Raw genomic sequence first — 14,308 nt, 5'->3', positions numbered from 1 at the left:
ATAAACTAAAACCAATTTTATGAGTGAAACTACAGTAAAAAAAGGACATCCAAAAGGGCTGTATTTCCTATTCTTTACCGAGATGTGGGAAAGATTCAGCTATTACGGAATGAGAGCCATCTTCATTTTATTTATGACTGATCAGGCCATCGGATTAGCGATGAACGATGCCGAGGCTTCTCAAATCTACGGAAGCTACACCGGATTAGTCTACTTAACACCTCTTTTGGGAGGTTATCTTTGTGACAAGTACCTTGGTAATCGAAGAAGTATTGTTATCGGTGGTTTGTTGATGGCAATCGGACAGTTCTTTATGTTTTTAAGTGCCTCTGCAGGGTCGGAAGGTGGTGTTTCTTTAATGTGGATGGGATTAACAGCATTGATTGTAGGAAATGGCTTTTTCAAACCAAATATTTCTACAATGGTTGGTCAGTTGTATCCGGCTAACGACAGAAGAATTGATAGTGCTTTTACCATTTTCTATATGGGAATCAACTTAGGAGCGTTCTTCTCGCCTTTAGTTTGTGGTTCCATGGATTTCAAATGGGGCTTCTTAGCTGCTTGTATCGGGATGTTACTCGGATTGGTTGCTTTTGTTTTATTCCAAAAGAAATATTTAATTTCTGAAGAAGGTAAAGCCATTGGTCTTCCGGTAAAGAAATTAGATGCTAAAAGTATTGCCATGATTATCGGTTCAATAGCCATTATTTTCTTTATGCTTAATTTCAAGCAAATGTTCCAAAGCGATATTGACATCATCAGTTATTTTATTTATGGTGCGATGGTTTTGATGCCGGTATTAATTTTGACTGATAAAAGTCTCAGCAAAATTGAGATGCAAAGAATTATCGTTATTTTCATCTTGGCCTTCTTCGTAATTTTCTTTTGGGGTGCCTTTGAACAAGCCGGAGCTTCGTTAACCTTATTCGCTGAAAGACAAACAGAAAGAACGCTTTTCGGCTGGGAAATGCCGGCGTCCTACTTCCAATCGGTTAATCCTTTAGCCGTTATTGCTTTAGCGCCAATATTCACCATTATCTGGGGCTTTTTATACGCCAGAAAATTAGAGCCGTCATCCCCAAAAAAGATGGCTATAGGATTGGCTTTGGTGGCTTTAGGGTACGTTGTTATTGCAATTGCAGTTAAAGGATTAGGAGTAGAAGATAAAGTGTCTATGTGGTGGTTAATTGCGTTGTACATTATTCATACCATGGGTGAATTGTGTTTGTCTCCAATCGGATTATCAATGGTGTCTAAATTAGCCCCTTTGAGATTGTCTTCTTTGATGATGGGAACTTGGTTCTTAGCCAACGCTGCTGCTAATAAATTTGCCGGAACGTTGAGTGCTTTAATTCCACCTACAGCAGGTGCTGATGCTACTACAGAGCCGGTAGTTTATCCAACGTTTTTAGGTTTTCAAATCACCAACTTGTATGAGTTCTTTATGTTGTTTATCATCATGACAGGTTTAGCGGCTGCTATATTGTTTGTGTTGAGCTCTTGGTTGCAGAAAATGCAACACAACGACCATATCGAAGTAAGAGAAGAAGTTGGACATTAATAGTTTAAAATATTTTTATATCTTTCAAACCTACAAGCAATCCTTGTAGGTTTGTTTTTTAAATTCAAAAAATTATGTGGAAAAGTCATCCTAAAGCACTGCCTTACTTGTTTTTATCCGAAATGTGGGAACGATTCGGTTACTATTTAATGATTGGTATTTTTACCTTATACCTTAAAGATGTTGAAGCCGGTTTTGCCATGACCGAGAAAGAAGCCTCCGATTTATACGGGACTTTTATTGCCTTGGTGTTCTTAACGCCTTTTATTGGCGGATTGATAGCCGACCGTTATTTTGGGTATAAAAAATCTATTGTTATTGGTGGGTTAATGATGGGTTCCGGGTATATGTTGATGGGAATCCATGATATTACCATGCTTTACATAGCAATGACTTTGGTAATCTTGGGGAATGGTTTCTTTAAGCCGAATATTTCGACTTTATTGGGGAATTTCTACAACGATGAACAGTACAAAGACAAGAAAGATGAAGGGTACAATATCTTCTACATGGGAATCAATGTGGGAGCTTTTGTTTGTAATTTCTTTGGTGCGGCTTTACAAATTTTGTTAGGTTGGCAATATGCCTTCATGGCTGCTGGTGTTGGGATGTTCATAGGAGTAGTGGTTTTCTTAATGGGAACCAAACACTATGGTGATAAAACCGAGAAAAAAGGCGTACAAGATGGTGATATGCCGTTCTATAAAATTGTGTTGTTTATCCTTTTGCCTTCAGTAATCTTCGGGGTTATCGGCTGGTTGATTAAAGGGATTCAGTCTGACACCAATTTAGACAGTTATATTTTTGGTTCCGATAGTACCGATGCATTTATCTTCGCCTGTATCCCGGTTATTTTCTTCTATGGTAGTTTGTACTTTAAAGCCAAAATAGAAGACAAACGACCGATAGGTGCTTTATTGGCCATTTTTGCAGTGGTAATTTTATTTTGGGCGGTATTCAAATTGAACGGATCGGCTTTAAATACCTGGGCGGATCGATATACCGACAGAGAAATTACCGGCACAACACAAACGGTTTTCAATAGTTTAAAATTGGCCAAAGAAGTCGAATACAAAAAGGATTCCACCGAACTATACGATGCAGGTTTCCGTCTGCAAAAGGAAAACGGAGAGGTAAAAAAAGTAGTCGATTATCCAATTTATTTCAGAAATGTAAAAGAAGACCAAAAGCCTGAAGAAGGAAGTAAAGTTAGTATTTGGGCAACTAATTTAAGTCAGTCCATCAATCCTGGTTGGGTAATCATTTTAACGCCTTTGGTAGTGGCCTTTTTCACCTTTTTACGAAGCAGAAGAAAAGAGCCTAGTACACCAACCAAAATTGCTTTCGGACTATTAATCTCCGCTTTGTCTGTTTTGGTTATGGTCGCCGCAGTGCAAATTGGAAACAACGGCACCGAGAAAGTTTCTGTTTGGTGGTTGGTGGCCAATTACGGGGTAATCACAATCGGGGAATTATTTTTAAGTCCGATGGGATTGTCCGTAGTATCCAAACTCTCTCCAAAAAATATCACGTCTTTAATGATGGGAGGTTGGTTTTTATCAACCTCTATCGGAAATAAAATGTCAGGTGTTTTGGCCAGTTTGTGGGATACTTATGATGACAAAGCCAATTTCTTCTGGGTAAATTTTGCTTTGTTGATGTTTGCCACTTTGTTAATGTTTGCTTTGTTGAAACAGTTGAATAAAGTCATGAAAGAAAAAGGAATAAACTAAACAACTTATGGCAAAAGATTTAACCCTCGAACAAATTCAAAATTTTGAAGGCAAGTATCCGAAACAACTTTGGTATTTGTTCTTCAGTGAAATGTGGGAGCGTTTTTGTTTCTACGGAATGCGCGGAATGCTTACCTTTTTTATGGTAGACCAATTGCTGATGAATGAAAAAGTAGCCAATTTGCAATACGGTGCTACTCAGGCATTCGTTTATGCATTTACATTTATAGGCGGTTTATTTGCCGACAAAATATTAGGCTATAGAAAATCGCTTTTTTGGGGCGGTATCATGATGATAGTCGGAAGTATTATTCTGGCTGTTAACCCACAAGAGTTTTTCTTTCTAGGAATTTCATTTACTGTAATCGGAACGGGTTTCTTCAAACCGAATATTTCCACTATGGTCGGAACTTTGTACAAAGCCAACGACACTCGTAGGGATGCAGGTTTTTCCTTGTTTTATTCAGGAATCAATATCGGGGCTTTACTCGGAGGATACGTTTGTATTTATTTGGGTAAAAATTACTCTTGGAATGTAGCCTTTGGTTTGGCCGGAATTGTGATGACGATTAGTCTATTGACCTTTGTATTTACCCAAAGAAGTATGGCAGACATAGGAATTTCTCCACTATTGCATCTTGATAATTCTAAAAGAAAGGTTTACGAGTATGCGACCTATATCGGAACTATATTAGCGATTCCATTAATCATGACGATGGTATCCAATCCCGAGTATACCGATTATTTTATGTATACCATCGGACCCATCACGCTGATTTACTTGGCCTATGAAATGCGTAATTTCTCTCTCAACGAAAATAAAAAGCTGTTGGCAGCGATGGTCTTTATCATTTTCTCCATTTTGTTTTGGGCCTTTTTTGAGCAAAGTGGCGGTTCTTTGAGTTTATTTGCAGCCAATAATTTAAGCAATGACATATTAGGGGTACCATTAGATCCTAACGGTGTAAACAACGCGGCCAACTCTTTGTTTGTGATCATTTTTGCGCCTTTGTTGGGAATTGTTTGGATATGGTTAAGCGGAAGGAAGAAAGAGCCTAATACCGTAGTCAAATTTGGCTTTGGCTTTTTATTCCTGGCTCTGGCTTTTTACACTTTCTATGCCACCCGATTTTTTGCTAATGCTGAAGGACTAACTTCCCTGGAATTATTCACGTTAGCTTATTTCATCATTACCTTTGGTGAATTGTGTTTGTCACCCATCGGACTTTCCATTATGACAAAACTTGCGCCGGTAAAATTACAGGCAGTTATGATGGGGATGTGGTTCTTAGCCAGTGCATATGGTCAATATGCGGCGGGAATTCTGGGAGCAGGAATGGCTAGCGCTGATGAAAACGCAACCAAAATCGAGAAGTTAAATACATATACCGATGGTTATCAGCAATTGGCTATTTATGCCTTAGTAGCCGGAATAGTGCTTATAGTGATTTCTCCGTTGGTCAAAAAATTAATGCAAGACGTAAAATAGCCTACTGTAGATGGTATTGTTTTTGTATATATTTGTAAATAAAATTAGTTAATATGAAAAAAGTAATCCTTACGTTATTCTTGATTCTGGGATCGTTAACGATAAATGCTCAGGAACTGACATGGCAAACCGATATCAACAAAGCCATGGAAATCTCCAAAAAAACAAAAAAACCTTTGCTGTTATTCTTCACCGGAAGTGATTGGTGCGGTTGGTGTATTCGTTTGCAAAAAGAAGTGTTGAAAACGCCTGAATTTGCTAAATGGGCCAAAGATAAAGTGGTTTTAGTGGAATTGGATTTCCCGAGAAGAGCGCAACAAAGTCCGGAATTGGTTAAACAAAACATGGAGTTGCAGCAAGTTTTAGGCGTACGTGGCTATCCTACGGTTTGGTTTGTGAATGCTTCTAAAAAAGATGGAAAAGTCAACTTAGAGCAAATTGGCAGTACCGGTTATGTGGCCGGAGGTCCAAGCGTTTGGTTAGATGGTGCCAACAAAATTTTAGCCAATAAAAAATCGTAATTCAACACCAAATTAAATCTTATAGAATCCCTTTTCATTTGTATAGTGAAAAGGGATTTTGGCTTTATGGCAGGTCGCTTTCCATAGCTGAACATAACTTTTAAAATTGGAACCGTCGGCTACAATCTGTTTGGGGTTGTATACTGAAATGTATCGTTCTAAATTAATTTTAGGTGAATTCACTAAGACGAGTATATCCGCTTTTAGCTCTGGCAAGACGGTCATACTACTGTCAATCAAAAGAATTTTTTTCGAATTGAAGTAATACAAGTGTCGCAACGATTTCGATTGTGTCCGTTCTGTAAAATTAGCTGTCAGATAGGATTGAAGAGTTCTGTTGTCTTTAACCGAATTTTGGATGCTGTCGTTGCCGAATACAGTCACAATATTTTGTTTTCGCACGGTTATCATCGTGGTTTTTTTGAGGTGATAAACAATCATTTCCTGAGTGTTTACTGTATTCCATTTGTTATGAATAAAAACGACTTGTAACAGCAAAATACTAATCAGAGTAGTAGCCGCTCTTCTATAAACCGGTTTTTCTAGCCAAAGCACCAAAGCTATGATAGTGAAATAGGAAGTCCAAAGCATACCCGAAGTAAATCCGATGTTTTTAAATACAAACGAATCCAACGAAGCCACCCATGCAATGCACTTATTCTGAATGGCAATCATCATTTCTAACGGGACAATCACGAACGATGGAACCATCCCGAAACATCCGATTATAACTGCCAACAAGCCAACTATCATTATGATGCCCAGCAAAGGCAATACCACCACATTAGTCACAAAAAACAAGCCCGGAAATTGATGAAAGTAATAAATACTCAAGGGTAACGTTCCCAATTGTGCTGCAAATGAAACGGTTAAAATATCCCAAATGTAGCAAGCAATTTTGTTTTTAGGTTCCCATAATTTAGCCAATAACGGTTGCAGCCAAAGAATGAAAAATAGGGCCAAATAGCTCAATTGAAAACCAACATCAAATAAAAACGAGGGTTTCCAAAGTAAAATGAGTAGTATAGAAACCAGAAGGCTGTGGTAAATATTAACATTTCTACACAAATGATGACCAACTGCTACAAAAGAAAACATTGTAACCGACCGAACAACCGATGGTGCCAAACCGGCTAAAATGCCATAACTCCAAAGAGCTAGGATAATAATTAATAATTTTAAATAGCTGTTTCGACGCGTATTCGGAATGGACTTCAACAGAAAGCCAATGAAGAGCATGATAAAGCCCACATGCAAACCCGAAACCGACAAGATATGAACGGCGCCGGCCAATTGATAGTCTTGTAGAGTTTCCGGATCGATGTCTTGTTGTTGCCCGAGTAAAAGTGCAATCATTATGGCTAATTCCTTCGAATTGAAGTTGGAGCGTTTTAGATTGTCGATAATCTTTGATCTGAAATTGGAGAATTTAGACCAAATTGAAGTTCCTGTTTTAACAACTTTTAGCTTTGGCCAAGACGCATAAATTTGGGCGTAAATCTGCTGGTTTTCTAAATAATGACTGTAGTCAAACTGATTCGGATTGAAAGGTGCTTTATTCCGGTAGAGCAAGCCTTCAACGTTCAATCGACTACCGATGGGTAAAGTTTTGTTTTGTGATGAATGCCTGATGTTAAGCAGTATAGTGCCCTCGCTTTTGTGGTTGTCAATGCGTTCGATAATGGCGATGTATCTTTCGTTTTTAGGTGTATTCTTTAATTTTTCATGAATGATGAGCCGAAAGTTGTAAGCTGCTTGGTCTTCGGTTTGGTGTGTGTAATGATGGCGACTTTTATTTTCCTGATGAAAAGTCGCCGTAGATAATCCGATACCGAAGGATATCAAACATACCAATCCTCCGAAGCCATTCCATCGCCCTAAATATTTCTTTTTGAAGTGTAAAAGCGATAGTACGCCTAAGCCAAGTAAAAGGGCAATAAAAATTTGGGTTGTCTTGGGTTGAAAGCCTTGTTGATACAAAAGCAATCCCAATACAAAGAAGATACAAACACGTACTAATGGAAATTGTAAGATTTTCATGTAACTAAATTACACAATAAATCTTTTTCTTACAATAAAAATACTACAAAACCCTGTTTATTTGTACGAATGTCTTGTTGTAATAAGGTTCTTTGGTCGAAGAGATGATTACACCACTTTGGGTAGAGGAATGAATAAACTTAACTTCCTCATTAGTAACTTCCACCACCATGCCTACGTGATTGATTCTTCTTTGACCTCGATTAATAAAGAAAATTAAATCTCCTTTTTGAGCACTCTTTAAATCTATTTTGGTACCAACCGTAGCCATTTGGTGAGAAGAGCGCGGTAAAGTAATATCAAATTTTTTGAAAGTAGTATAAATCAAACCTGAACAATCAAAACCATCTTTAGAAGTTCCGCCACCACGGTAAGTAACGCCTAAATTTTCAGAAGCCGTGTTGATTAATTGACGAACCAAATAGCTGGTGTTTTCATCATCAACAATAATGTCAGGCTCATTTTGGTTTTCTATATTTACTTTTTTGGCTAAAGTTGAAGTCGTGACCACCGGTTTTGAAGCCACCACGGTATTGGTGTGTTTCTTTTTCTTTTCAGGCGTTTTTGTTTCTGCAGTAGTTAAGGGTTTCGGTTCCGAGTATAAGCCCTTCTTTACAGCAACTTCTTTAGAGGTCACTATAGTGGCTGTCGGTTTACAAGCTAAAAACAGCAAAGATAAAACGAATATGTATAGGTGTTTTTTGATAACTAAGACATTTATGCAAAGTTAAAAATTACCTTTTAGGAATCAAAACTACTTTAAATCATTTATAATAAATTTAGCAGTTTTGGCACTCGCCCCGATTCCGCCAAGTTTGTTTTCTAATTGGATGTATTTTTCTAAAAGTCCCTTTTTATGGTTTTCGTCTAAGAGTTTTTTGAGCTCTTTTTTCAAGTTTTCGGTGTTGAATTGGTCCTGAATTAATTCGGTCACCACTTCTTCATCCATAATCAAATTCACTAATGAAATATATTTCAAAGTAATAATGCGTTTGGCAATTTGATACGAAATCCAACTGCCTTTGTAGCAAACAACCTCAGGAACTTTGAACAATGCGGTTTCCAAAGTGGCTGTACCCGAAGTAACCAAGGCTGCTGTGGCTATGCTTAATAAATCATAGGTTTTATTCGAGATGAATTTAACATTCTTATGTGCTAAAAATTGCTGGTAGAAAGCGTATTCCTGACTCGGCGCACCGGCAATCACAAATTGATAAGTCGGAAAATCGTCTGCCACGCTCAGCATGACGCTTAACATTTTGGCAATTTCCTGTTTTCGACTTCCGGGAAGCAAAGCAATAACCGGTCTTTCGTCAAGTTCGTTTTCTTTTCTGAAAGCTTTTTCATCAGTAGGAATTCTGTTGTTAATAGCATCAATCAATGGATGACCAACAAAATCCACAGGAAAATGATGTTTCTTTTCAAAAAAATCTTTTTCAAACGGCAGAATTACAAAAAGCCTGTCAAAATCTCTTTTAACCGCTTTGATTCGGTTTTCTTTCCAAGCCCAAATTTGCGGAGCAATGTAATAATGGGTTTTGATGCCTTTTTGTTTTGCCCATTTGGCGATGCGCATGTTAAAACCGGGATAATCAATAAAAATTATCACATCTGGTTTGAATTTTTCGATATCGCTTTTGCAAAACTTGATATTGTTTAAAATGGTTTTCAGGTTCATCACCACCTCGGCAAATCCCATAAAAGCCAAATCGCGGTAGTGTTTTACCAAAGTACCGCCAACGTTTTGCATCAAATCGCCACCCCAAAAACGAATCTCAGCCGAAGCATCTTCTTGATACAATGCTTTCATCAAATTGGACCCGTGTAAGTCGCCCGAAGCTTCTCCTGCTATGATGTAATATTTCATGCGATTTTCGTTATTGAGTTCTATTTACTGTTACAAATCCCAAGTATTCAATTGTTGAATGGCGTGATGCGCAGTCAAATCAAATTGCACCGGAACCACCGAAATATAACCATGCGCCAAAGCCCATTCATCGGTATCTTCTCCTCTGTCCTGATTGACGAAAGCACCGGTCAACCAATAATAATCTTTGCCGTAAGGTGTTTGTCGTTTGTCAAATTTCTCCATCCACATGGCTTTGGCTTGACGGCATATTTTAATGCCTTTGATTTCTTCGTATTTCAGTTTCGGGAAGTTGACATTCAAAACCGTTCCTTCCGGTAATTTTTTATACAAAACTTCCAATGCGATTTTTTTAATAAAAGGTTTGATGGTGTCAAAGTCGGCATTCCAATCGTAATCCAACAAAGAAAAACCAATGGCAGGAATGCCCTCGATTCCGGCTTCCACTGCGGCACTCATCGTACCCGAATAAATTACATTGATAGAAGAATTTGATCCGTGATTCACACCCGATACACACAAATCGGGTTTCTTTTTCAAAATTTCATTGACCGCCAATTTGACACAATCTACCGGAGTGCCGGAGCAGGCATATTCGGTAATGGCAGCGCCGTCGGTTGAAATTTTATTCAAATACAAGGTGTTGTTAATCGTGATGGCATGTCCCATCGCACTTTGCGGACTGTCGGGTGCCACCACCACCACATCTCCGATTTCTGCCATAACAGCAATTAAAGCTCTGATTCCCGGTGCATTGATACCGTCGTCGTTGGTTACTAATATAGTAGGTTTTTGAATCATCTTTTTGAATTTTTGTAACAAAGTTTGGCTTTTTAACGTCAAACAGCGCATGCAAAATTAACCATTTTAAGGCTTTACAGCGCTACATTTTTTTATAACTTTGAGCCAATAGACGAAGCCGTAAGAGCAAATCGTTTATTTTAACAAAAATTTAGTCCGACCGGAAATTCTTGGCATGGTTTTTTGTTTAATTTAGAAAAAAATTAATGAATGTTATAATGCAATTTATGAGAAAGAATTATAAAATACTGTTGGTAGTTTTAACACTATCAGTGGCTTTGCTTGGATTTAGCCTATTTCCAAGCAAAAAGGAAACCGATCCGGAGAAGGATAAGTTGTTGATAGAATTGTTGACTTTTGTCATAGAAAAAGGACATTACAGTCCGGCGGACATTGATGATAATTTTTCTAAAGGAGTTTATAAAGATTATTTGAATGCGTTGGATCCTTCAAAACGCTTCTTTTTGCAATCGGATATTGATGAGTTTGCCAAATTCGAAACACAAATCGATGATCAGATTTTAAATAGAGACTTGTCGTTTTTCGAACTGACTTACAGTCGTTTGATGCAACGTATGGAGGAAAGCAAAAGTTACTACAAAGATGCTTTAGCTAATCCGTTTGACTATAAAGCAGACGAAACTTTTAATGCTGACTATGAAAAGATTCCATATTGTAAATCGACTAAAGAGTTAAAAGAAAGATGGCGTTTGCAAGTGAAACTTTCGGCTTTGTCAACCTTAGTGGAAAAACAAAAGTTGGAGGAAGACAAAAAGAAAAATCCAGAAGCCGGCAAAAACGACGCTCCTAAGTCGTTCGAACAAATGGAGAAAGAATCCAGAGAGTCTACTTTAAATTCTTTAAATGACAATTTTAGTTTTATCAAAGATTTGGACAGAAACGATTGGTTCTCAATCTACATCAATGCCATTTCCTCTCGATTCGATCCTCATACATCTTATATGGCTCCTAATGAAAAAGATCGTTTTGATTTGAGTATGAGTGGGAAACTGGAAGGAATTGGAGCACGTTTGCAAAAGAAAAATGATTTTACAGAGATATCAGAATTAATCTCCGGCGGCCCTGCTTGGAGAGGAAAGCAATTGGAATCAGGTGATATTATTCTCAAAGTAGCACAAGGAAGCGGAGAACCGGTGGATGTGGTTGGCATGCGTTTAGATGATGTTGTAAAGAAAATCAAAGGGCCTAAAGGGACCGAAGTGCGCTTGACTGTTAAAAAACAAGACGGTACTATCAAAGTGATTACCATTATCAGAGATGAGGTGGAGATTGAAGAAACTTACGTTAAATCAAGTGTAGTAGAAAAAGACGGTTTCAAATACGGGATTATTTATTTGCCTAAATTCTACATCGATTTTGAAGACCAAAACAGTCGTGATGCCGCTAAAGATGTAGCCATCGAAGTAGAGCGTTTGAAAAAAGAAGGCGTTCAAGGTATTGTTATGGATGTGAGAGACAATGGCGGTGGTTCATTGAAAACCGTTGTAGATATTGCCGGATTATTCATCGAGCAAGGGCCGATTGTACAAATCAAATCGGCTGCCGGTAAGAAAGAAGTACTATACGACCGTGATGCAAAAGTGCAATGGGACGGACCTTTAGTAGTCATGATTAACGAGTTTTCGGCTTCGGCTTCCGAGATTTTAGCCGCTGCTATCCAAGATTACAAACGCGGCGTGGTTATCGGTAGTAAACAATCGTACGGAAAAGGAACCGTTCAAAATCTAATCGATTTGAATCAGTTTGTACGAGGTAGTACTTACGGAGATTTGGGTGCTTTGAAAACAACAACTCAAAAATTCTACCGTATTAATGGCGGTTCTACCCAGTTAGAAGGAGTGAAGAGTGATATTGCTATACCGGATAAGTATGCCTATTTGAAAATGGGTGAACGCGATATTGACAACGCTATGCCTTGGGACAAAATTGATCCGGCTAATTACAATATCTGGGACAAGCAAAACAACTTTGAGTTGGCTATTAAAAAGAGTAAATCCAGAATGCAAGCGAATCTTCAACTACAGTTGATTGATGACAATGCCAAATGGTTAAGTGAACGCAACAAAGAAAATGTGTTCAGTTTGAATATTGATAAGTTCAAAGCAGAGCAAAAAGCATTGGAAGACAAAAATAAAAAATACAAACCTATTGCCGATTACAAAAATGAGTTTGTATTCAACTCACTTCCTTATGAGCTGGAAGCTATGGAAAAGGATAATGTTTTGAAGGAAAAGCGAGAGAGATGGCATGAGAGCTTGTCAAAAGACATTTATATTGAAGAAGCCATTCATATCCTAAACGATTTGCAAACGGAAAACAGTAAAGGACTTTCCAATAAATTAAAGAAAGAAAAAGTTGTGATTAAATCATAATGGATTTCAAGTCCATAACAAAAAGCCACCCAATTGGGTGGCTTTTTTTAGTTTCTGAGTTTGTTGACTTTCTTTTCGGCTTTGTCAATATCTTCCTGAATTTCTTTTATTTTAATTTGTTGTTTACTGATTTTGATGTTTTCTTTCTCAATATCAATTTCGGAAATTTTACCTTTTCGTTTGTTTTTTTCAAGTTTGGCTTGCATTTTCTCTAGCTGCTTTTTCTCTTTGATTAACCTCTCTTTAGATTTAATCAATGATTTTTCGGCAGAAGCGATTTTCTTTTGTTCCTTTTCAAAACGCTTTTGTTCTTTTTCCAGTTTGCGCTGTTCTTTTTCCAGTTTTTTAACATCTCTCTCTGCTGTGATTTTCATTTTCTCAGCCTCCTTTTGTTTCTGATTTGCCATTTTTTTGATGGCTGCAGCTTCTTCGGGAGTCAGTGCTTTGTCAATGGTTACTTTGGGTAATACAACTTGTTTCAATGCAATGGAATCCACAGGTTTGGAAACAGTATCTTTCACCACTTGAGCAGACATGGAGAAACCGCTTAAAAGCAAGATTAATGTTAAGGGCAATGTAGTTTTCATAATGAGATGATTTAGTGTAATCCCAAATTTACAAAAACTATTCAGCATTTACCATTCATTCACTTTATTAGCATCCATTTTTAAGAAAATAAAAAGCAAAATAGTAAAGCCCCACAAACCGGAACCCCCATAGGAGAAGAAGGGTAACGGTACACCTATGGTTGGAAATACACCTACAACCATGGCAATATTCACAAAGAAATGAATAAATAAAATAGAGGCAACACAATAGCCGTAAACCCTGCTGAATTTCGTTTTTTGTCGTTCAGCCAAATAGATAACTCTTGTGATTAAGATAACAAATAAAGCAATAACAAAGAGGGAGCCTACAAATCCCCATTCTTCACCCACAGTGGTAAAAATATAATCGGTATGTTGTTCGGGCACGAATCCGCCTTTGGTTTGGGTGCCTTCCAAATAGCCTTTGCCAAACCAACCACCGGAGCCAATGGCAATTTCCGATTGGTTAGTGTTGTATCCTACTCCTTTCATATCGACTTCTTTCCCCAATAAAATATTGAAACGGTCGCGGTGATGTTGTTTAAAGACATTCTCAAAAACATAATCAACCGAAAAAACAAAACCTGAAATGGCAACAAGCACTATAGTACTCAGAATCCAGTTTCTGTTGATAATACGACTGCGGTAATAGATGAACAAAATGACGGCTAAAGCTATGCCGATAATTACCAGTGGTTTCAGAATCAAAGCCAGTACGAATAAAATGATGGCAATAAATCCGGTCCATAAATACCACGACGGTAATCCTTCTCGATATAAAACCAATACAAAAGCACTGTAAATCAAAGCACTTCCTGGATCGGGTTGCGGTAAAATGAGTAAAACCGGTAAAAAGATAATAATCATGGCTTGCAATTGCCTGTTAAAATCTTTTAAGTTTACCTGAACATCACTTAAATATTTAGCTAAGGCTAGTGAAGTGGCGGCTTTGGCAAACTCGGAGGGTTGCAATGTGAAACTTCCGATGCCGTACCAACAGCGCTGTCCGGCTATGGTTTTACCAAAGACAAAAAGCCCGACTAAAGATAAAAGCGAGACCGCAAATATGATACTCGAGTATTTTTCGTAAAATTTGGCATCGACAGATAGCACGATGAAAATAATCGGAATCGAAAATAAGATGAATAAGAATTGTTTTCCGTAAATCTGACTGAAATCAAAAATCGAGGTTTCTCCTTCGATGGAAGACAAAGAAGAGGAATAAATATTCAACCAGCCTAATATTACCAATACCAGGTAAATTACCACGCTGATCCAATCTAAATTATTTGTAACACTCTGATTTTTCATGTGCA

Annotated in this window: 11 protein-coding genes; 5 read left to right on the top strand and 6 right to left on the bottom strand. The window is 37.8% G+C overall.

Going from position 1 to position 14,308, the window contains the following annotated elements:
• The first annotated feature begins 19 nt into the window (after nucleotides 1-19).
• From Q0M21_RS03220 to Q0M21_RS03205, 4 genes are all read left to right on the top strand, one after another.
• Nucleotides 20-1,561: a peptide MFS transporter gene (locus Q0M21_RS03220; protein WP_295334658.1), complete on the top strand. Its 1,542-nt coding sequence runs from the start codon at nucleotides 20-22 to the stop codon at nucleotides 1,559-1,561.
• 74 nt (nucleotides 1,562-1,635) lie between these two features.
• Complete coding sequence (locus Q0M21_RS03215) at nucleotides 1,636-3,294, top strand: peptide MFS transporter (RefSeq protein WP_295334655.1); 1,659 nt, start codon at nucleotides 1,636-1,638, stop codon at nucleotides 3,292-3,294.
• Nucleotides 3,295-3,301: 7 nt separating this feature from the next.
• A complete protein-coding gene (locus tag Q0M21_RS03210; protein WP_295334652.1) occupies nucleotides 3,302-4,783 on the top strand; it encodes a peptide MFS transporter in 1,482 nt (493 codons plus the stop codon).
• A gap of 53 nt (nucleotides 4,784-4,836) precedes the next feature.
• The gene (locus Q0M21_RS03205) at nucleotides 4,837-5,304 is read left to right on the top strand and encodes a thioredoxin family protein (RefSeq protein WP_295334649.1); all 468 of its coding nucleotides are present in this window, start codon (nucleotides 4,837-4,839) and stop codon (nucleotides 5,302-5,304) included.
• A gap of 12 nt (nucleotides 5,305-5,316) precedes the next feature.
• Here Q0M21_RS03205 and Q0M21_RS03200 read toward each other — a convergent pair whose 3' ends face one another.
• The 4 genes from Q0M21_RS03200 to surE form a co-directional block, all read right to left on the bottom strand.
• Nucleotides 5,317-7,344: a ComEC/Rec2 family competence protein gene (locus Q0M21_RS03200; RefSeq protein ID WP_295334647.1), complete on the bottom strand. Its 2,028-nt coding sequence runs from the start codon at nucleotides 7,342-7,344 to the stop codon at nucleotides 5,317-5,319.
• A 43-nt stretch (nucleotides 7,345-7,387) separates the two neighbouring features.
• Entirely contained in the window at nucleotides 7,388-8,017 is a 630-nt protein-coding gene (locus tag Q0M21_RS03195; protein ID WP_295334645.1) for a C40 family peptidase, read from the bottom strand.
• Nucleotides 8,018-8,098: 81 nt separating this feature from the next.
• Nucleotides 8,099-9,211: a lipid-A-disaccharide synthase gene (gene lpxB / locus Q0M21_RS03190; protein ID WP_295334642.1), complete on the bottom strand. Its 1,113-nt coding sequence runs from the start codon at nucleotides 9,209-9,211 to the stop codon at nucleotides 8,099-8,101.
• A gap of 30 nt (nucleotides 9,212-9,241) precedes the next feature.
• Complete coding sequence (surE, locus tag Q0M21_RS03185; RefSeq protein WP_295334639.1) at nucleotides 9,242-10,012, bottom strand: 5'/3'-nucleotidase SurE; 771 nt, start codon at nucleotides 10,010-10,012, stop codon at nucleotides 9,242-9,244.
• Between the two features lie 206 nt (nucleotides 10,013-10,218).
• Here surE and Q0M21_RS03180 point away from each other — a divergent pair, with 206 nt between their 5' ends.
• Complete coding sequence (locus Q0M21_RS03180; RefSeq protein WP_295334636.1) at nucleotides 10,219-12,405, top strand: carboxy terminal-processing peptidase; 2,187 nt, start codon at nucleotides 10,219-10,221, stop codon at nucleotides 12,403-12,405.
• A 47-nt stretch (nucleotides 12,406-12,452) separates the two neighbouring features.
• Here the strand turns inward: Q0M21_RS03180 and Q0M21_RS03175 are convergent, their stop codons facing one another.
• Both Q0M21_RS03175 and rodA read right to left on the bottom strand, forming a co-directional pair.
• Nucleotides 12,453-12,992, bottom strand: coding sequence for a hypothetical protein (locus tag Q0M21_RS03175; RefSeq protein WP_295334633.1), 540 nt, complete (start codon nucleotides 12,990-12,992; stop codon nucleotides 12,453-12,455).
• Between the two features lie 48 nt (nucleotides 12,993-13,040).
• On the bottom strand, nucleotides 13,041-14,303 hold the full coding sequence (rodA, locus tag Q0M21_RS03170; protein ID WP_295334630.1) for a rod shape-determining protein RodA: 1,263 nt from the start codon (nucleotides 14,301-14,303) through the stop codon (nucleotides 13,041-13,043).
• Nucleotides 14,304-14,308: the final 5 nt, after the last annotated feature.

The organism is Flavobacterium sp. (assembly GCF_024710485.1).
In the GTDB taxonomy this organism is placed as follows: Bacteria; Bacteroidota; Bacteroidia; order Flavobacteriales; family Flavobacteriaceae; genus Flavobacterium.
This window is presented reverse-complemented; position numbering and strand designations above follow the sequence as displayed.

Bases quoted from the DNA above. Each gene is read 5' to 3' on its own strand.
- lpxB (WP_295334642.1), bottom strand. From the start codon at position 9,211: ATGAAATATTACATCATAGCAGGAGAAGCTTCGGGCGACTTACACGGG.
- Q0M21_RS03210 (WP_295334652.1), top strand. From the start codon at position 3,302: ATGGCAAAAGATTTAACCCTCGAACAAATTCAAAATTTTGAAGGCAAG.
- Q0M21_RS03220 (WP_295334658.1), top strand. From the start codon at position 20: ATGAGTGAAACTACAGTAAAAAAAGGACATCCAAAAGGGCTGTATTTC.
- Q0M21_RS03205 (WP_295334649.1), top strand. From the start codon at position 4,837: ATGAAAAAAGTAATCCTTACGTTATTCTTGATTCTGGGATCGTTAACG.
- Q0M21_RS03215 (WP_295334655.1), top strand. From the start codon at position 1,636: ATGTGGAAAAGTCATCCTAAAGCACTGCCTTACTTGTTTTTATCCGAA.
- Q0M21_RS03175 (WP_295334633.1), bottom strand. From the start codon at position 12,992: ATGAAAACTACATTGCCCTTAACATTAATCTTGCTTTTAAGCGGTTTC.
- Q0M21_RS03180 (WP_295334636.1), top strand. From the start codon at position 10,219: ATGAATGTTATAATGCAATTTATGAGAAAGAATTATAAAATACTGTTG.
- rodA (WP_295334630.1), bottom strand. From the start codon at position 14,303: ATGAAAAATCAGAGTGTTACAAATAATTTAGATTGGATCAGCGTGGTA.
- surE (WP_295334639.1), bottom strand. From the start codon at position 10,012: ATGATTCAAAAACCTACTATATTAGTAACCAACGACGACGGTATCAAT.
- Q0M21_RS03200 (WP_295334647.1), bottom strand. From the start codon at position 7,344: ATGAAAATCTTACAATTTCCATTAGTACGTGTTTGTATCTTCTTTGTA.